We start from the raw sequence: 22050 nt of genomic DNA, 5'->3' as shown, positions 1-22050 counted from the left end.
AGAAACGAAACAAAGAAAATCAAGGCTACACAAAAGATAAATGATGATTTTCGTAGGATTTAAGTGCGGCCGGGTGATCTTCGAACAAGTTCTCAGCTTTCCGGTCTTACTAAAATTCCACTTCTAATCACCACCTATCTTTTATGAGGCCACAGAAATCATGTAATAAAGAATATAATTATCATGGAGATATATTCAAACAATAATAGTTCATTTAAAATAGATCGATACCCCGAAACCACCCTATCATCATTGAAGCCATGGAATGCTGCCGATGAATACATTGTTTCTTTTATTGAGGAAAATAAACTACAATCACCAGCAATCATCATTAACGATCGTTTTGGATTTTTGCCCCTTGCTCTTCAGAATTTAAATCCAACCATCATAATTGATTATAAAAGTCAGGAAAAAGCCATCGTAAAAAACCTGAAAACTAATAATATAGACACCAATAACTTTGTCTTTTCTAACATCCTGTCTTCTGAAAATACTAATTTGAATCTGGGCATTGTAAAAGTTCCTAAGTCAATGGAACTGTTTTCGCTGTATTTGTATCAGCTATCACAAATGATAAACAATAACGGAACCGTTCTTTGCGGATTTATGACCAAATATTTTACCTCATCAATGCTGGAGATTGCCAATCGGTATTTTGGTAAAGTAGAGCAATCACTAGCCTGGAAAAAATCCCGCTTATTGATTCTTTCCGAGCCTGTAAAAAAGCAAGATGAATCATTAACCGAAACCGTTTCATTACCTGATGGAGAGCAACTAACTCAATATAAAGGTGTATTTTCATCGAAGAAGATTGATGTTGGAACCCGTTTTCTGCTTGAACAATTAACCATTGGAGAAAATGAAAATACGATTCTTGACCTGGCATGTGGAAATGGTATTATTGCTCATCAGATAGCAGAACAAAACCCGCATGCTGAACTTCATTTGGTGGATGATTTTTACCTGGCAATTGAGTCTGCTAAAACGAATTTACCCAAAGCCAGTTGTCACTTCAATAACGACCTAAGTGATTTTCAAGATGGCTTATTTGACTTGATTATAACCAATCCGCCTTTTCATTTTGGACACGAAATCAATATTGAAGTTTCGCTTAATCTGTTTAAACAAACATGTAAGTGTTTGAAAACTACAGGCCGATTTGTTATTGTGGCCAATAAGCATTTGAACTACAGCACTCATTTACGCAAGATTTATAACCAAGTAGATATTACAGCTGAGAACAAGAAATTTCAGATTATAGAGTGTAGGAATTCTATCTAGCTGTATGGATTAATCAACTTTAGTTATAAGAGCCCTGGCAAACGCTTTTGAAAAGGATTTTTCACCAACCGCTTCAAAGGTGCAAATCAATTCTGCATCTAAAATTGAAGTAATAATACCTTTACCATATTTATTATGCTTAATAGTTTGGTTGACTATCCATTCTTCATTCTCTGCTGATGTTTTCTCATTCTTTTGATCTTCGCCCGATATGCGTCTTTTCAATAATGGTTCTGGAATGGCGTTTAGAAAATAAGAAGGTTCCGACTCAGCATTTCGAAATGAAGGTTGAGCGTGCCAACCTATTTCCACTGCATTTTTGCCCCTGGTGATAGCCACAAACAATAGTCGCTTTTCTTCTTTTAAGTTCTGACTTCCTCTATGCTGTGTTAAGGGAATAATTCCTGTATTAGCCCCGGCAATATAAACCTTATCGAACTCCAGACCTTTAGCAGCGTGAATGGTAAGCAAATGCACTCCCGATCCTTTTTCCTTGATGCGATCATTAATCATAAAGGTTCCTTCCAACACCACCTGATCAATAGCTACATGAAAGATATCTTTCCTATCCCCCCAACCCTTTTCGTTTATATAACGTTTCACTTGATTCCAGGCACTGTCAACCGATTTTAAATAATCTTTGTGATGAATAGAGGTGGGCTTTAACAGATTTTGCAAGCCCAAATAATCGATTAACTGTTGCGTATTTGTCTCTTTTTCTTCCAGAAATTCACTCGAAAAGACTTCAATTTTATTTAAAAGGTTGAGATGATCGGATGAAGACTTTTTATTATTCTGAAGATAATCTTTCATAGCCTGAAGAACAGATGTATCATCCCCACTCTCTTGTACAAACCTAATTAACTTTTGCGATCTGTTTAAAAGACCAAAAGTCTTGTCACAAATAATGGCCAAACAAGAATCCAGATCGTTGGGATTGCAACAAAGCTTGAAAATTCGCAATAAAAAAGTTTGGGCAACATCATCGTACAATTCCATTCTTTTACCCAATTGAAAAGGAATATCAGCCTGAGAAAAAACAGTTTCCACCACCTTAATCTGCTCATGGGTTCGAAACAAAATAGCCACCGAATCAAGTTCTACTGATTGATTCTTCATACTTATCATCTTTTCGCGCAAATAATAAGCTTCCTGCTGATCATCAAAATGACGAACCAATTCAATGGGAGTACCTACCGAGCGTGTTGCAATCAGCGAATTATTCTGCTCCAAAAGCAGACTTTCTGCAGCTGACAGAATTTTTTCGGTACTACGGTAATTATGTGGTAGCTCCATCCAGGTTGCATCCCATAGTGATAGCTGCTCCCTGAAGATATTTTCGTTACTACCGCGCCATCCATAAATACTCTGATTGGGATCACCCACTGCAAAAATATTGGTCTCGGAATCTTTAAGATTCTCAATCAGGTCTAACTGAACAGAGTTACAATCCTGAAACTCATCAATAATAATCCATTGAGGCGATTGTCCTCCATGTTTATTTAAAAGGCTATTACAATTGGTTAATAAATCATCAAAATCCATGCTGTTACCAGCACGCTTCTCGGTTTCAGCCAGCTCTATCAATGGTACCAAATCATCCTCCGACTTCATATTACCCATTATCGCAGAGCCCGTTTCTTTATACTTTTTCCACCGTTTAGTTAATTGATTTTGATACTTTACAGTTAAGCCTTCCTGCGTAATGATACGTTGCAAAAATTCTTGTTTCTCCTGCTCATCCATAATCATAAATCCAGGCTGATAACCTAAAGATGTAAGCTTTGGATGCTCTTCTAGCAATTGACGTGCAACAGAATGAAAGGTCCCAAAATAGCGAAGTTGGTGATTCATTTCCTCGTCCATTTCACCTAAAAAAGAAGCAATACGCTCTTTTATCTCACGGGCTGCTTTATTGGTAAAGGTAAGCACTACCATTTGACTTAGATCTACCCCTTTAATAAAGTGTAGATAAAATACTTTAGCTATCAGAACGGTTGTCTTCCCACTCCCAACCATTGCTGCCAACAAGGTATTCTGCGAGGAATGAAAAACCGCATGACGCTGATGTTGGTTTAAACGCTCAAAAGTAATTCCCAGCTTGGCATTTTTCGCTCGAATAGCTTCAATATCGGAGGTGTAATCGGATTGGGGATGATTAACTTCGGCCTTAAAAACAGGATTTAATGCTCTACCTTCTGCCTCAAAAGCATTTTCTATTTGCCCCCAACCATGGGAAGAAGCACTCTTTAGTTTTGCATTTAATCGTTTATAGTTCATTCTGCTTATCGATACAGTTAACCTAACCTTACTACAAAATTACTATTTTAATAATTGAATTTGATCATAAAGGCATCAATGGTAATACAGTTTATTGAATAGCGCCTTTGTTTCGATCCTGGCGATGATCAAAAGCTATCCAATCGTCATTACTATCAATCCGGAGATAATTAGAAGCTATCTGGTTAACTTCACTATCTATCTGGACACCATCAGAAACTTTCTGGTCAGCTAAACTAGAAAGGTACCGGAGAAAGAAAAGTAATTGGTTCGCCTGATTGTGGGTGGATAATCTCTAAGAAATCGGCATGCAAATGTAAGCGATTAGCAGTCTGGCCGTATAAGCCATCACCTACTATTGGCGAATTTAATCCATCGGGGTGTGCCGCATGTACTCGTAATTGATGCGTGCGACCAGTTACCGGATAAAAATAAACACGAGTCATACCATCTGCCCTACTAATAACCTCCCACCTGGTACGAGCTGACTTACCATAATCGTAACATACCAATTGTTGCGGTCTGTTATCTAAATCAACACGCAGGGGCAAATCAATAATTCCTCTTTCTTCCTTTATTAGTCCGGATAAAACTGCCACGTAACGTTTTTTTGTTGTTCGTTTAATAAACTGACTCTGCAGAACCTTATGAGTCTCCGAATCTTTAGCTATAAGCAGAATACCGGATGTAGCCATATCCAATCGATGAACCAATAATGGTCCTTCAGCTCCAGGACGCATTTGCTTGACTCGCTGCCAAACAGAATCTGAAATTTCTTTGCCGGGAACAGAAAGAAATTGCTGTGGTTTATTTATCACTAACAACCAATCGTCCTCAAAAATTATTTCCAGCTCACCCGGATCTTCAATTTGATTTAGAACAGGATCTGCTGCCACATCCAAATATTTCAGCATATGCTGCATGATGGGTGCACATTTACTGGTACATGGCGGGTAAAACTGTTGATGTTTCCGTACTTCTGACTTGGGTGATTTTCCCCACCAAAACTCTGCTAAAGCAACAGGTTTTAAGTTGTATTGAAAAGCATATTGCAAAAGCTTTGGACCGGCACAATCACCTGCTCCGGCAGGAGGAAAATCCTCCCCTTTCTCTTTGAAAATATCAGTTACTACCTTAACCTCACTCCTGACATTAAGTAATTTAAACTGGCTAAATATTTCATACTGCAATTGCGTAGATTTCTTTTTACGCTCAAGCTTTAATTCTTCAATGGGTTTGTTTAAATCACTGAGTTGCTTTTCTAATAATTCAACCTTCCTTTTTTGTTCAGTTATAGCCTTTTTGTAGGCTATTTTTTCCAATTGACTCTCTCGATTTAATTCTTCAAGCCTGTTCTCAAGGGCTTCCCTTTCTAATTTTATTTGAGCATCCTGGCGTTGCTGCTTCCGAGCTTTTTTACTTGCTTTTAATTGTTTTTTCCAACTTAGCTGAAGCTCTTCTTGTTCCAACAGGGCAGCTTTAAGAGCATTATTAGCAGAACTTAAATTCTCATCAGATTCTAATCTACTAATGGTAACATTCATTTCGCTTAGCTTCTGTTCGCCCTGTTTAAAAAAGCCTTGTGGGTTTAACAGATCATAAACAGGGGGCACAAAACCGGGGAAGCTATTACATCCATTAATAGCTCCTGAAAAACCCGACAGATAACCTAAAACACACTCTTCGCTTTCAACTACAAGCACTCCAAACATTTTACCTATAGAAGCACTCCCTTCAGCTAATCCAAACAGCTTATTCCACTCAGACTTATTACTCAGACGTTTCTGCAACTCCAACGCAGCAATACGGCACAATTCGTGTGGTTCGTTACTAAAAGGAAAAGGAAACTGCTCAGGAAGTTCAATCCCACTTATATCTGTATTAAAAGTTGTAAATTGATTCGGATACACCCTATTTATTTTTCAGAGCGTAAATGTAGAGATAATTTTATCGTTTATGAATATGCTTAAATACTTTCAATACAAAGTGATTTGTTTTTACAACCTTAGTATAAGTTAATCGTTTACAAGGATTTCAAATCTCTACTTTTATAAATAGAAAAAGGGCTTCAAACACATGTATACACTGATGATGAAACCCTTTTAATGAGGATTTAGTTGTATCGTTATATTGTTCTTATCCTATTCTTCGTGAATTGGGTAAAAATTAAAGGTACCTCTGTCGAAACCGAAATCAGGTGTCTCTGATGGATAAATAAAATATTCCAAATCCTGAATAGTTCCGAGACATGAGTTGTACTCGCCCGGTGTTAAGCTTTTAATCCAAACATTGTAATATCCCATTGACGGATTATCAAAGAAAAACTGATTGTCTATTCTACACTCCAATGTAGAAGGATCGAAACGAATAATCACTTCCTCTTCGTATACTTCCCACAATCCAGTTACTTTAATTGAAAACGGATCATCGCCTTTTTTAATTTTTACTTCATACTCAAAATCACCAAAGTTTGATTTTTCAATCACCTTGAAATCACCAATAAACTCATCGCGATTAAAATCGCAATATCGGTAAAGGTTTAACTCAAACTCGTTTCTGAACCCGGCAATGTCCGCGTCAGTTTCTCCTTGCACTGTTAAATTTAAGGCTAAACCTAAAGAATCAGAATTTTCATATAATCCCTGAACGGGTACCTGAGTCATTACTTCTCCGGCTTTAATGGTAAAGTTATACTCAGGAATAGCGTAATGAACTCCTTCTTCGGCCTCCGATTTTTCTGCATCAACCACCAAACTAAAAGTACGGTCGTAATTGGCCGGACGAGTAACCCCTAATTCCAATAAGTAATTGGGGTTTTCCTCACCAATTATGATTCTACCGGTCTCCGATATAAAATGCAACTGTGATGGACCGTCGTAAGGTTCCACCTTATTGGTTTCGCAGCTAAATAGCAACATTACAATTGCCAATAGACTTAATATAAATTGATTTTTATACATCTCTGTTGGTATTAAAATTAATATCCAGGATTTTGCTCCATGTTTGAATTCCCGTTCATCTCAACCGTTGGAATAGGCCAAATCCATCGGTGGTTATCAGCATTTACCACAAGGTCGTTAGCCAAAGTTGTATTTTCCTGCGGTATACGGGAAAATCCTTTTCCTTTACGCTTTAAATCAAACCAGTTAAAGCCTTCGAACATTAACTCGCGTTTGCGCTCGTTTTCGATAAATGAAATCAGATTATTACCATCCAATTCGTTATCTATTGTATAACCACTGATACGAGTTTCAATTAACTCCTGAAGGTCATCTCTGGCATCATCAGCATTTCCAAGATATGCATTTGCTTCGGCTCTAATCAAATACATTTCGGCCAAACGCATTGGTTTAGGCATATTCATTCCTTGTTGCACATAACCGGTGGCTGTTGGATATTTATAAACTAAATTACCGGCCCATCCATAACGGGTTTGCGAATAAGTTATATAAGTCTCTTTTCTGATATCTCTGTCCGACTCATATGAGTCTATCCAAGAATCTGCCGGAATATAATCCGGTGATGGATACTGATCGAAGCTCTCGCGATTAAAGAAATTATATCCCACTGCAGCACCCGGATCACTAATGGTATAACCCACTCTGAAGATAATTTCATTTCCTTCATCTTCTTTCCACATATTTGTAAAAGAAGCACCAGATGTTAATGAATACAACGAGTTATCAATCACTTTAGAAGCATACTCTGCAGCCGTTTCGTAATCCTGCATATCCAATGCTATACGGGCACGCAATCCATAGGCAAAGCTTTTCGTTAAGCTCGTACTCTGGTTTTCTTCTTCATCTGGAAGAAGCTCAATGGCCTCTTCAATATCCTCAATCAAATAATCATATACTTCCACAACGGTATTGCGCGAAGGTTCACGTACATCATTCCAGGTTACATAAGGTACACCTAAAGCACTCTCACTCATACCCGGTTGATAAGCCTCTCCATAAAGGCGAACCAGGTTATGATGCAATAATGCCCTTCCGGTTAATGCTTCACCCATCATGCGGTTAATATTGGCTGAATCACCCTCAATATTATGAAGATTATTAATAAGGAAATTACAATTATACAAGGTTGAATAATGAGCTCCCCAAACTAACGACACATCAGCTGAACCCGGATTATATCTCCACGAATACATCTCACCCATTTGATTGGAGAAACCACTGGCTGCCAATGAGGCATCTGTCATCAAATCGCCTAATATGGTTAGATAACGCCCATACATAGCAGAACTTTTTAAGCCTGAATAGAAACCATTCAATATATTTTGAGCATCTCTTTCATTCTCTATAATATCCTCGTCCGGAGTACTATCTCCCGGCTTGAGATCAAAAAACTTCTCGCACGATGTAAGCGACATCATTAACATGAGAAGTGCCAGATATTTTATTTTATTTATTTTCATTTCTTTCTTTTTAATTCTCAAAAAGGCCTGCTAACCATTTTTGATAATTACTAAACTTGTTTATTAGAAGCTAAGATCAATACCGAATGTAAAGGTTCGTACATGCGGATACATGTTAGCTTCTGATGCTCCAAAAAATTCAGGATCAAAGCCTGAGTATTTAGTAAAAGTCAAAAGGTTTTGACCTTGAGCATACACTCTGCACCCTGTGAATAAGTTTGTTTTTCCGACTAATTCTGGATTGAAACGGTAACTTAATGTTAAGTTTTTCAAACGCATAAATGAAGCGTCTTCTAACAAACGAGTGTCCATTTGGTTATCTTGATACTTCGGATGAGGATTGGCAGAAACATCACCTGGTTTTTGCCAGAAATCCAACATATCGGCACTTTGGTTATAAGTAGCAAACATACCATTACTATCGGTGAAATAACGAGTGTTATTAATCATCCATTTATCAGCCATCCAGGTAAAGAAAGCTGATAATTCAAGGTTTTTGTACGAGAATGAGGTTGTAAAACCTCCACTCCACGGGGCCAAAAAGCTTTTGCCTTCGTGCACTACACGGTGAGCATCTGAATATTCTTCGGTTACCTCACCATCGGCTGTGTACCACATTCCTTTACCATTGGTTGTGTTTACACCGGCCCATTCAGCAAGGTAAAATGTTCCGAATGATCGATCTACTTCGATAATGGTACTTACATTATCAATTTCGTTAATATCACCATACAGTTTAGTTACCCTGTTACGGTTATAAGCCACATTAGCATTTACGGTAAAACCAAAATCTTTTGTGCGAATAACATCAGCTTCAAATTCAAACTCAATACCACTGTTATTCATTTCACCAATATTTTCCATACGACCGCTGATACCGGAAGTAAGTGAGGTTGGTACGAAATACAACATATCTTTGGTTGTTTCGCTATACAATTCCACTTTTGCCCTGTAGCGACGTAGGAATGCCAAATCAATAGCCACATTGGTTTTCAGCTTTTTCTCCCAGGTCAGATCCTCATTTGCATACTGGTAGAATATTGCACCGCTGTTGTTCATATAAGTATCGTATCCCCATAATGCCAAATGCTCGTAGTTACCAATATTAGCGTTACCTGTAGTACCAATACTACCGCGTAATTTCAATTGATCGATCCAGTGAATATCTTTGATAAATTCTTCTTCCTGCATGTTCCATCCTGCACCGGCACTCCAGAAAGTACCCCAACGATTGTTTGCTCCAAAACGTGATGATCCATCCTGACGAACACTAAAATCAACCAAATACTTATAGTTGTAATTATAGTTTACATTGGTAAAGAACGAAGCGAAAGTATAATCTTCAAATCCACCGGCCCAGCTGTCAATTTCGGCTGCGCTACCCAGGTTACCCACTTTATCGCTTGGTAGCGAACGGGCTGCCACACCAAAGTTTTCGAAATTATTAATTACTAATTCCTGACCACCTAACAAATTAAAGTTATGCCTTTCATCTATCGAGAAATTGTAATTTAAGGTATTGGTTGGCGTAAATCGGAAATTACGACGGAAGGCACGCGATGTTAAACCACCATAAGGTTGACCCCATTCAGAATCGGGATGAAGATAACTATGCGCTGTATAATCATAAAAATCAAAACCTAAGTTAGTTTTGAAAACAAGTTTAGGTGCTAACTCGGCTTGCATATAAGCACTACCAACAATTTTTACTGTGTTAGTGCTATTCTCATTCAGCATTACCTGCTCAATAGGATTGGCAAACGGATAGTTAGTGCTGTTATAGCTTCCGTCGGCATTGCGCGGCTCCAGATACGGCAGTAACAAACGCGACGCAAAAATAGGGTTGTATACATTGGTTGCAGCACCGGCATCACTATCGGGCGAAACTGTTAAGTTATTTTGCTCATAGCCAATGGTAAGGTTGGTACCAAAAATAACTCTATCCGAAACCTTTGTTTCTAAGTTAATACGCGTGTTGTAACGCTCAAAATCTGATCGGTACTGGATACCGTCCTGATAGTAGTAACTTCCTGACACATAAAACACCGTACGATCGTTACCTCCACTAAATGAAATCTCGTGCGACTGTGTCATTGCATTTTTTAATACTTCGTCCAGCCAATTGGTATCGGTACGCATTAATACCATCTTCTCTTGTGGGGTATATGATTTTAACCCAATGGCCTCTTCATACCAAATACGCTCTTCGGTATTCATCATATTATAGTTATCGCGTGCAATTTGGTTATATCCATACTGACCACGATACTGAACTTTCATCATGCCGGCCTGTCCTTTCTTGGTAGTAATTACAATTACCCCGTTACTCGCCCTACTACCGTAAAGTGATGTGGCTGTTGCATCTTTCAGAATGGTTACGTTCTCAATATCATTTTGATTTAATGAACTAAACTGTCCACTTGTAATAGGTACACCATCCATAATGTATAATGGTTCGCTACCTGCATTAATCGAACTCATACCACGGATACGCACTGTAGAACCCGCTCCCGGACGACCCGATGAGCCAACCGAAACAACACCTGCAGCACGTCCTTGTAATGCCTGATCGAAACTGGCCACCGGAACTTGCTCCAACGCTTCGGCACTTACTACCTCTGCCGAACCAGTATAAGTTCCTTTCTTTTGAATACCGTAACCGGTAACAACAATCTCATCAATGGTTTCGGAATCATCCTGCAACACAATATCAATAACCTGCTGGCCGGCATATGCAACTTCTTCTGCCTTGTATCCAATGAATGAGTATACAATGGCTTCGGCATCAGCCGGAACCTTAAGGTTATATGTACCTTCAAAATTTGTTACGGTTCCAACTGTAGTACCTTTCACTACTACGGTTACTCCTATCATGGGTTCTCCATCTGCTATATCTGTAATGGTTCCTGTAAGCACATTGTTTTGTGCCAATACAGAACCGGATGAGATAAAAAACATCAGGAGCAAGTAATTTAATAATTGCTTCATTATAATGTAGTTTTTGATTTTTTAGTTTAAATAACCAATCGTATGATTGATTGAATGCTTATTGAATATATATTGGAATCTCAGTTTGACTGTAATTCAAACTTTGATCTGAGGTTACAATTACAAGGATATAATCACCCGACATAATATTAAATGGAATAGTGGTTTCGAACAGATACTGATCAGTTATAGCATCTTCTTTACCTGACAACTTGAATATATGATCATCAGGATTCCAGGGACTATCCCATCCTTTGGTATTTTTTGATTGTTGAGAAGTTAGGTAAACGGCACATTCGTTTAATGCTGTATTGTCGGTAAATGCAGCATTTAAGTATAAGGTATTACCCCTGTAGTATTTTGTATTGGCAACAGGTGTTTCAATAAATGCCTCTGGTGCTGTAGTATCAGCAATATCATCTTTTCCACATGCTTCTAACAACAGCAGGCCCATTGCCAACACTATTAAATTTCTTAGCACTTTTAACATTTTATGTTGTTTTTATTTGTTCAATATTGAGCTGACCAATATTATACCTGTTCTATCTTTTCCTATTCTACTTCCGCTCAAGTCGCGGAGGCTTTTGGCTTCGCCGATTTTCAATTCATTTCTTGTCTTAACACAAGAAACGAAACAAAGAAAGTCAAGGCTGCATTAGAGATGTTTTATGCTTTTTGTATTCCTTAAGTGCGGCCGGGAAGCTGATCCGGCAGTTGCCGGATCAGCTTCCCGGTCTTACTAAAGCTATACTTCAAATCATTAATCATCTCTACTGAGGCCGAAAAGGCACAATAAAATCAATCTCTTTACGACTTTAATCATAGATGATGTTGTAAGGATTCACCTAAAAACATTGGATTTAGTTGGTTGATGAGTAAAGCCTCCGCTTTTACACGGAGAACTTTATTTCTTTTATAACTCTTGCGAGCTTAGTATCTCTTATGTCAGTATCGCTTAAGCTTCTTTCTAACCTTTCCTCGCTGTCGCAGAAAGTTTCGAACTATAAAACAAGCTTGTGAGTGCGACAGTCAGCGGATTTTGATATTCCCCGGATTCAATCGCTACGCTTCATCATCCGGGGCTATAAATATTTAATCACTACTGACTAATTTCTACTAAATACTGACTAATTTTTAGTGATTTTGATAGTTTGTGTAACTCCAGATTCATTAGTAAGCACAAGAATGTATACACCATTACTCAAGCGACTTAATTCTAATGTTTGAATATCATTACCTAGTTCAGTCAGTAACATACTTCCGGCAACATTATAAACCTGAGCCTTAACAATTGCCTTATCAGACTGAATGTTAATTAATCCGTCAGTAGGGTTTGGATAAGCAGTTGTTTCTACAGTCTCAAAATCAGGAATATTAGTAGCCTCATCTGCTTCTAACACTAATGTTTCCTCAGAAGCACCCTGCATTAAAAACAGGCTACCTGTTTTTGTATGATACCCCTCAGCACTTAATGTATAATTATACCAGGTAGCAGGTATTTGTTCAGCAATAGTTTGACCATTTTCGTCAGTTTGAAATTCAAATGCATCCAAATTTGTTTCAAGAGTTAGCGTTGCATTAGCAATCGTATTTGTTGTCTCACTATCTTCAATTGTAAAATTGACGGTACTTAGTTTAAATTCACCATCTTCAGCAACATTGTGCTTGAATATATTCATTTCAGAACCATTACCTGTTTCTTCAAACACAAATAGTTCGTTTCCGTTTGAAAGTAAATTGGTTACTTTACCCCAGGTGTAGAATCCGTTATCAGGACCTCTGAAAAGCATATAACCCGATTCGGCATATCCTTGAGTAACTTCAACAACTCCCATATTATCAGCTTCATTCCAATAGGCAAAAGCAATACCCCCTTCTACAGCTGTCATGCCTCTGAATTCGCTATCTGTAAACTCTTTTATTAAAACTGGTTCAGGATTGTTATCATTTGCCGAAATAGCATAAATACCCTGAACATATTCTAACGAGTAAGCAGTAAAATACAATTTATCCTCACTTATTAAAAGGTTTGCTGCCTCATCATCGGTAGTTGGAAGCGTAACATCAATGGCATGAACCGTGTTATCATCCAGATTGATGTAGCCCACTTTTCGGATTAATAATTTATCTGAACCCGCATTAAAAGGATCGACAATAGTAAACACTTTATTACCGAACTCAATTAACTCTTCTTCCCAAAAATGACCTCCCGATAGAGTTGAAACATTATTTACATTTTCTACCGGATAAAAGTTAATGGCGCCACTCAAGGGGTTTTCGCCCAACAACACCTCATCTTTTACATAGTAACCTTTGTCATTAATATATACATCAGCCCAGGTATTACCCATGGCCTGAGGATCGAGCACATTCACAATTTCACTTCCTCTTACAGGATCTACCTCTATTTTAAATAAACCGTTTGGAAAGCCAATTCCGGATACAGTGGCTGCAAAATAAACTGCACCATCCATTTCATAACTTTTAAATATGCCATCTTTATGCAATCCATTTAACATTACGGGTTTGTATCCAGAACCACCACTGTTAATATTCCATGTACCGCCATCGGTTCCATCTGTTTCGTATACGAAGGCTTCTTCGCCATAAATAGGATTTACAGAACCTCTACCTATGTAAAAGAAAACATCCTGATTATTAACCTGATTTCTAATAACATTTGTTAAACCCGGATGATCGCCATGACCTGAACTTAACAATAACGAGGAACTACCAGAATTATTAACACGTAATTCAACACCTAAAAGATTATCATCACTTTCTCCGTAATAGAAAGCGCGTGAACTACCTGCCCATGACGAAAGATTAGAAGCGGTTCCATATTCAAGACGCTCAGACTCGCTAAAATCCGTACCATTTAGTGAATATTCAATTATATCATTTGTTGCATCATCAATTATGTAGATAATACCAGCATCAAACGCCTTTACCTCTTTTACTGTCCCGTTGAAGGTATGCACCAGGTCGGTGTTTTGCGTTGGTAGAACAGGTCCTTGCGCCCACACAGATTGAAGGCCAAATGCGAAAGTAAATAAGAAGAATAAAAGTTTATTCATAATTACATTTTATAAGTTTATAAATCAGCTTTCCTGCGATGAGTGCAGGAAAGCTTTATATTTTATTGTTTTGTGAATTTTTTAATGGCAACTCCCTGATCGGTATAAATCTTTAAAATATATATTCCCGACATCAGGTTTGTAACTGAGATCTGCTCATGACTACCATGTAACAAATTCCCATTTTTAAGAACTGATCCGCTGGCATCAATTATATCATATCTCTCGGCATTGATACCCTGATAATCGAGGTATAAAACATCCTGAACCGGATTTGGATACATTCTTATGGTCGATTCCCAATTATCATCAATACCCACTCGATATTCAACAAACACATCAAAAGCTGTTTCCAAGGTTGCTCCGTGTTCATCAGTGGCTTCAATACTTACTTCTGAATATCCAAGGGCTTGAGGAATGAATACAACTGTTTCTCCTGTTTGAAAAACATCCATTACCTCAGGATTAGAGTAACTTACATCAAATTCAATATCATCTCCATCCGGATCTATAATATAATCTGTAAGTTGTATTACGTAACCATCTTCGTTTTGCAGATCAAACTTTTGAGTTCCGATAATTATTTCTTCTACCGGTGCACGGTTTACATTATTAACAGTAATCTTAATAGTGCATTCCGTTTGATTACCCCAGGAGTCCATACCTGAAATAACAACATCATAATTACCAGCTCCATCATAGTCGGGTTCAAAAACAATAGATACCTGGTCGCCATCAATCTCACATGTTAAGTACTTAACTTCTTCTTTTAACGATAAAGTAAAATTATCTCCTTCTTCATCATATGCCCTGAAGGTATATTCTAATACTTCCATCTCGTCGATAGTAAAATTAACTTCACTGCCATCTTCGTATTGAGGACCTTTATTACGTGTTAAGCTAATAGGCAACTCTGCTCTTTCAGTATATGGATCGTTGGTTCTAAAAACAACAGCTCCGGTATTAACTCCTTGTCCTGCGTAAACAGAATTAAAGTTAACCGTGAAACTTTGTTCAGCTCCGGGTGTTAATTCACCAATTTTTTCGTCATCTGAACTTGCCCATACAGCATCACCTAATTCCATCTCTGCTGCTTTCATCATCCATGCCATGGTACCATATCCTTGTGATACAGCATCATAAAAATTTTGACCATCACCAAAGTAAAAACGATCAAGACGAGATGTTTGCACTTGGGCTGTACCCAGAGGAAAAGTTACATCTTCGCTAAACTTAAACATCACATAAAACTTCTCGTATGGAAAGAAGAATGTTGACTGATCGAGTTCAATAGTAACATACTCTCCTTTTGAAGAAGCTGTCTCGGCCGTATGCTTGTAATCAGTTACTGCCAGAACTTCGGTTTTATAAAAATCGTCGCTACCACCTCTAATGATTACTTGAATATCAGACTCAAGAATTTCGCCCCAGGCATACCACACCATTACATGTGATAAATTAAATCCTGTACTAGGAGCTTCAAAAGCTGTGGCGGCATAAAACTCGTAACTTCCACCAAAACCAACAGCACTGGTTGATGTTTCATCGTTTTCGTGCTCAAGTATATTATTAAAATCGTCCCAATCAATATCAGAGTCATCAAATGCAGCTGACGAATAATCGATAGAATTATTAACCTGTAAAGCGGCTCCCGCATTGTAAGCACTATAACCTTGCGAATAAGTTTGTGCTAAAAAGTTATTTTCAACTTGTTGACGATACAATACAAACTCCATATGATATTCTAAGTCAACCGGCCCATCGTTTGAAATGGTAAACTGTTTACTATCTGTTTCATTGGCCGTATTAGCATACACATGCAGTCCTTCTGAATGAATATTGATACGAGGAGGCATAGTAAAATGAGCATCAACAGGCAATCTTATTTCACCTTCTTCAGTATCACAAATGATCAACAATGTATCGGCAATAATACCTTGTTCTAAAGGAGTAACTCTTAACATAAAGACTTCCTTTTCATTAGGATAAAGAGTATGGTTGATACGCGAACGTGAGATATCTATCCAACCGTCTTCTGAATTACCATTACCAAATTTATCATCATCCCCCATTATTGAATAGGTTGCAAAACCATTTTGCATTGCCAGATTACGTATAAACAGAGCTCTACTACCCTCATTACTAATGGTAAATTCATATTCATATCGTTTATAAGGAGATTGATAATCCTCGCCATCGTAATCAACAATATATACATCGCCCAGATCTAAAGTATCTTCAATTACAATGTTGTCTATTCCAATTACACTTAAATCAACCGGTATAGAAAAGGCTGGATTATCAGGTGTATTGTTTTCAAATACAATTTGATCTTGATATTCTCCACCATATATTGAACGGGCATTCAGATAGACATCAAAATCCATTGAACCATTTGATTTAACTGTATATGTCTCTTTAGGAATGAATGTTACTATTGTTTTATCTTTGATTACACCATTGGTACGAGCCGAAACCTGAATTCCTTTTTTACCGTCATGATTTTCAATACCTATTAAAGTACTTTCCAATAATAAATGTACAGTTGAAGGATCATCAATTTCATACATAAACTTGATTAATCCATTACGAAACATCCAAATTTCAGTAGATATAGGTTTTCCCCCTCCAAAGGAGGCAATATCCTGAAACCTTACAACAAATTTATCTTCATACCCTTTGCAATATACACCTGTTAGAGGGTAATCCTCAGGGTTTGACAAACCGTTAAATCCAAAGACGGGTGCCAAAAAGCCTTGTAATCCATTTTCGTTAGGAATATAGTAATCCGGCCCGTTTATCATGGCATCCTGCCCCCCTATGGTTGTAATAACACCATTTTGACCTATAAATAAGGTATCGGCATCTACACCATAATAATTTACTGGATATGGCAACGGTACACCTACCCAATAAGCTTCTTCATCAAATGGATCTTCAGGCATTTCTAGTTTTTCGCCTGAAATAATAACATCACTAGGGTTAAATAAATGATCAGCATCATATTCAACGGTATGCGTATAATCAAAACCTTCTGGGTAACTATCTTGCCCTGCAGGTAACACATTCATCCATTCATTACCCGATGGAGATACTTCCATATCGCTTAATCCGCTGTTTGAGATGGAGACCTGTACCGTTTTTGTTTCACCAAAAGATAAAGTTTCTTCAATTCTATCTTTACCTGAACCTATTTCAGGGGCATATATCACGTTGCATTTAACATCCAGCTCGAATTTATTACCCAATGTATCGGTAAATACAACCACGTCATTAAGCTCACCTAAATCTTTAGCATTAACTGATACTATATAATCAGAGTACATATTAGGACGTAAAGCTACAGGCATGTAACCCGATACTTCAAATAGTTCATTTTTAGTTGTTACAGATGTTAAAAAGCCAATGGCCTTACCATCATTACCTATGGTTAGTTTATAATCGTAAACGCCACCCTGAAACACATCACCAAAGTCTACTTTGTCAACATTAGATGTATAGTTTACTTCGCCACCACTTTCAATATCCATTTTAATTGAATAAGATAAAGTGGTATTAATAGGATCATTAGTAATAACATTAATATTTTCCTCAAAATCTCCTACATATAGTCCATCAGTATCAAACTCGTAATCTAAGCGTATAGAATCTCCTACCTGAACAAGTCCGTATGGATTCGTTAGTGAAGTAACAACACCATATCCCGGATTTTTAAAGTATATTTTATGTCCGGTGGTAGGAACTATATTATAAATACGTGGTTCATCTTCTTCTGTACCAAATCCATTCAGCACCAAAGCATCTTCAATCGTTTGATCTTCGATCATTATTAATGTTGTAGATCGGTTAAAGCCAATCCGCTCGTCATTAATAACACCACCTAAATCTTTATATAAGAAATCAATATCTCCATCCTGATGGAGTATGATCTGAAATGTAATCGGTTCATCTAACCAACCAATACCTGAATTACTATTGGTATCCCATATATAACTTCCATGTACAACCCCTTCATATTGTAAAACAAATTTATCAGGATAGGACTGGTAAAATATTTGTCCTCCAATATTTAAATCGAAAGGCATACCCCAGGCACTAATTAATTTGTGCGATTGCGTAGGATTGTTGTATCCTGCAGGTTTGGCATTAAACCAACCATTATTACTTAGGGCAATAGCTCCTTGGTTTGTTATGTAACAAGTATCGTAAGTGTTACCAAAATATGGAAAAGCAAAACCAATGAGTGCCTCTTTGTATACCACACTTCCGTCTAAACGGAACGCATCGGTAATTTCTTTTCCTGAAATAGAAATATCATTCCACTCAAAAGCGAAATCTTCACCGGTTTCAGGTTCAAGTCGTCCTCCCGCATAACCAAAACGATGAATCATTCCTTCATCATAATCGGGCATATTACTTCCATCGGCAAACTTAGGTACGTAATAACGTAAAGGATAGTCACCATCATTACGTAAGTAAAAATGATCCCTTACAATGGTATCAAGATCTAAATCAGAATATTCTTTATAAGTAGGACTTAAAACTGCTTTAGCAGGTTTTGAGGCAACACCAAAAAGTTTAAATTCATAGGTACCTCCATTCTTCTCTGTTAATGTTACTGTTGCATTTGATGGTCCTTCTTTTACCGGAGTATATCTTAAATCAATTTTGAAGGCTCGTTGAGCCTGTATGGCACTTGTCATTTCACCAATAAGAGTAAACTCTTCGTTGGAAATACTAATATCAATGGCACCACCATTATCAAATGCACCCAGGCCAACATTATGTATTACTATTGATTCGGTAGAATATTCGCCAATAAATACATTACCAAACTCAAGTAAATCATCACTCTCTAGTTTATAAGTATGTCCATCTACTTTAAAATCAAGATCCACATTCTTCCAGTATTCATCATAGCCTTCACCAAATATTTGCAATTGTGCATCGTATTCACCATTAATTAATTCATGGCCATTAACGGTTAAATCTATTTCTTTCGATTCTCCGGCGGCTAATAAGCCACTACTCTCTGAAAGTTTAATGTACTCGCCCAATGGCTCTAAAGCGCTAATTGCAATAACATTAAAAACCTTTAGCTCATCATCATAAACATCTTTTAGTACTTTCCATGTATTTCCAAAATCGGTACTAAAGTAACAATAGTCCGATGTGGAAGTATCCTCTGCATCGGATGCTAACACAGGATATTGATATCCAGGTCCTATATGGTAAACGATAAAGAAACCATCGCCTTGATTAAAATGCATTTGTTTTAAAAAGAATACCTCTTCAAAGGTAACTCCATCGTGCTGCACATAATATACTTGAGAGTGTAAGAGTTTAGCTGTAGTAATATCATGTCCCTGATACACTTCAATGTGCATTGAATCCGTTGGTATATTCTCGAAATAAACACCTATTTCAGCACCCGTTAAGTTAAACCCTTCCTCATCTGTTACCTTGAAATAGGTAGCTGTACTATTCGGACTGGTTCGTTCCTGATCACCCAATCTAATCATGGAAGTCTCCATAACATCCACGTCGAAGTAATAAATATAATTTTCGGATGGAACCTGCTCGAAAGGAGTAATACTACCTTCATTTACACTTTGGGTTTTAACTACTCCCGAACGTGTTCCATTATTATGGAATTGATAGTTGGATTTTAACGGCGTGGTGTTATACGTGTCAACATTTTTTATATGACGTGGTACAATATTCCACTTTAATATTCCGTCACCCTTATTGAACATAGTAAAAGACTGATGAGAGGCAGAATCGCTTCTTACATCAATACCGAACTCAATCAATTCTTTGTCGAGTTCTATTATTGGGCCATTATTAGTACTAACACTTATTAAATCAGACAATTCAGCCTCATTTCCCCAACGATCAACACCCGAAACAGCTATGTAATAGGTTGTATTGCGCTCTAAACCGTTTAAGTCATACACAAATTCTTCACCAGCTCGTAAAGACGAACCTACTCTTTTACGCTCAGCATTGTTTATAGTAGCTGTATCAAAAGGAATTGTATGATAATAAATATGAAAATAACGAGGCTCATCATCATCTTCATCCACTGGCACGGTCCATTTTAATCGTGCAAAATTAGAGGATGTACCTTCCGATACTAAATCTGTAATAGGGTTGGGTGGTATACCATTATCTTTTTGCAGTGCAAGGTAGGCATCAACACCACCAATACCCATTTTACCCTCATATCCTTTATTAAATTCGATGGTATCTAAAGGAATGGTTCCTCCGATTAAGCGGGCAATTAATTGCTCATTATCGAAATCACCACCCCTGTATTGAGAGGCAACAAGTGCGGCAACTCCTGAAACGTGTGGACAAGCCATTGATGTACCATCATAAAAGCCATAGCTATTATTTGGCATGGTACTTAAAACACCATATTCTGATCCTTTTGTAACTTCTCCACCCGGAGCCGATACAGTAACCCACTCTCCATAGTTTGAGTAATTGGATAGATGGTTATAGGGATCGGTAGCTGCCACTGAAATTACATGTTCATAACAACCAGGCCAGTAATTACCTTCATCGGCCATATTACCAGTTGCAAAAATAACTACTCCCCCTTTCATTGGGCTGCCTCTAAATTGTCCGGCTTCAGCAATAAAGTAGTCAATCGCATCCAATTCCGACTGTTCATATACATCGGGTTGATTATACCCCCAACTATTTTGAGCAATAATAGCCCCATTATCGGCAGCGTATACAAAAGCGGCAGCAGCATCACCACTTGCATTTTCGCTCATAATCATACACGACATAATGCGCACACCATCGCCATTACCCGAACCACCGGCAACACCCGAAACACCAATACCATTATTATTGGTTGCAGCCACAGTACCAGCTACGTGGGTACCATGATCTAAGCGTTCAATTTTTCCGGTCATATTAACGAAATTAAATCCGTAAATATCATCGATGTAACCATTACCATCAGAGTCTTCACCCGGAGTACCATTTAACTCAGCTTCATTAATCCACATATTATCAGCTAAGTCTTCGTGTAAATAGTCAACTCCCTGATCAATAACAGCAACAATAACATCAGGATGTCCGGTTTCCCTTTCCCAGGCACGTAACAGATTAATATCAGCTCCAGGAATACCCGGGTTATCTTCGGTATTATGATAATGCCACTGCTCATCAAATCGTGGATCATCAAAAGGTGACGCCGATTTTGTGCTACGTATATTCTTTACTACTTCATCTGTAACCTCACTTATATTATAAGGCATCAGACTACGTTGATAAAAAGGCTCTGCGTATTCTATTTCAGCTACATCGGCATATGCTCTTAGAACATCAGCAATATCGGCATCGGCTTGTATTCTTACTTTATACCATAAATGAAGACCATGTTTTTGATGCCTTGCATTAAATTTGGCCGAATACGGAAAAAGTCTTTCAAATGAAATGGCTTCAAACTGAAAGTTAAGCTTATCTACGCCAGTCAACCCCACAGTAGAATAACCATTAGCCTGTGTTGATTTTAATCCGGCTGAAGGAAGCGATACTTCGCGCTTTAATTTTACTTTAAACTCGCTTTGTAATACACCATTTTTATATACAGCGGGTTGTTGACCAACAACACTTACTGTTATAATAGATATAAAACAAAAGCAAACCAAGCTTTTTAAATAGGTAGAAATAATCATATATACTATTAATTTTTACTTTTTATCTTACCGTTGATTCTTTTCTCACAAACCTCTCCAAACATCTTTATCAGTTTTCGAAACACTTGGTTTTGTTCTTCACGCTTTTTGATATCGCGCTTAATAGAATCTTTCCATGTATACTTATTCATCATGTTTTAACCATTTCTTATTTGTACCTCGTACACGTGTTAACAATGATTTTACAAAAGACATAAAAGCATAGTGATCAAAGAAATATTTCACTGCTACTTGGTTTCTCACATTACGCACAAAACCTCTCCATCAGAATTTGGCTTCTAATTTA

At 37.6% G+C, this 22050-nt stretch carries 10 protein-coding genes; 1 reads left to right on the top strand and 9 read right to left on the bottom strand.

The annotated features are described in order from the left end of the window. The first annotated feature begins 183 nt into the window (after positions 1-183). Positions 184-1281 (top strand): methyltransferase, encoded by a 1098-nt coding sequence (locus tag KEM10_RS19030; RefSeq protein ID WP_212218128.1) that lies wholly within the window; start codon positions 184-186, stop codon positions 1279-1281. Between the two features lie 9 nt (positions 1282-1290). Here KEM10_RS19030 and KEM10_RS19025 read toward each other — a convergent pair whose 3' ends face one another. The 9 genes from KEM10_RS19025 to KEM10_RS18985 form a co-directional block, all read right to left on the bottom strand. Beyond that, the gene (locus KEM10_RS19025) at positions 1291-3561 is read right to left on the bottom strand and encodes an ATP-dependent helicase (RefSeq protein ID WP_212218125.1); all 2271 of its coding nucleotides are present in this window, start codon (positions 3559-3561) and stop codon (positions 1291-1293) included. A 236-nt stretch (positions 3562-3797) separates the two neighbouring features. Further along, positions 3798-5471 carry a pseudouridine synthase gene (locus KEM10_RS24805; protein WP_212218122.1) on the bottom strand — a complete coding sequence of 558 codons (1674 nt, stop codon included), beginning with the start codon at positions 5469-5471 and terminating at the stop codon, positions 3798-3800. Between the two features lie 231 nt (positions 5472-5702). Next, a complete protein-coding gene (locus tag KEM10_RS19015) occupies positions 5703-6521 on the bottom strand; it encodes a DUF4843 domain-containing protein (RefSeq protein WP_212218119.1) in 819 nt (272 codons plus the stop codon). A gap of 17 nt (positions 6522-6538) precedes the next feature. Then, complete coding sequence (locus KEM10_RS19010; protein ID WP_212218116.1) at positions 6539-7981, bottom strand: RagB/SusD family nutrient uptake outer membrane protein; 1443 nt, start codon at positions 7979-7981, stop codon at positions 6539-6541. 63 nt (positions 7982-8044) lie between these two features. Further along, positions 8045-10969 (bottom strand): SusC/RagA family TonB-linked outer membrane protein, encoded by a 2925-nt coding sequence (locus KEM10_RS19005; RefSeq protein WP_212218113.1) that lies wholly within the window; start codon positions 10967-10969, stop codon positions 8045-8047. 58 nt (positions 10970-11027) lie between these two features. Next, positions 11028-11459, bottom strand: a complete 432-nt coding sequence (locus tag KEM10_RS19000) for a DUF4625 domain-containing protein (RefSeq protein WP_212218110.1) — start codon at positions 11457-11459, stop codon at positions 11028-11030. A 637-nt stretch (positions 11460-12096) separates the two neighbouring features. After that, a complete protein-coding gene (locus KEM10_RS18995) occupies positions 12097-14046 on the bottom strand; it encodes a T9SS type A sorting domain-containing protein (protein ID WP_212218107.1) in 1950 nt (649 codons plus the stop codon). Between the two features lie 62 nt (positions 14047-14108). Beyond that, positions 14109-21743 (bottom strand): S8 family serine peptidase, encoded by a 7635-nt coding sequence (locus KEM10_RS18990; RefSeq protein WP_212218104.1) that lies wholly within the window; start codon positions 21741-21743, stop codon positions 14109-14111. An 8-nt stretch (positions 21744-21751) separates the two neighbouring features. Beyond that, positions 21752-21898 (bottom strand): hypothetical protein, encoded by a 147-nt coding sequence (locus tag KEM10_RS18985; protein WP_212218101.1) that lies wholly within the window; start codon positions 21896-21898, stop codon positions 21752-21754. Between the last annotated feature and the right edge of the window lie 152 nt (positions 21899-22050).

Source organism: Carboxylicivirga linearis (assembly GCF_018271995.1).
Taxonomy (GTDB): Bacteria; Bacteroidota; Bacteroidia; order Bacteroidales; family Marinilabiliaceae; genus Carboxylicivirga; species Carboxylicivirga linearis.
Note: the sequence above shows the minus strand (reverse complement) of the source record. Positions and strands in the feature narration are given on the sequence as shown.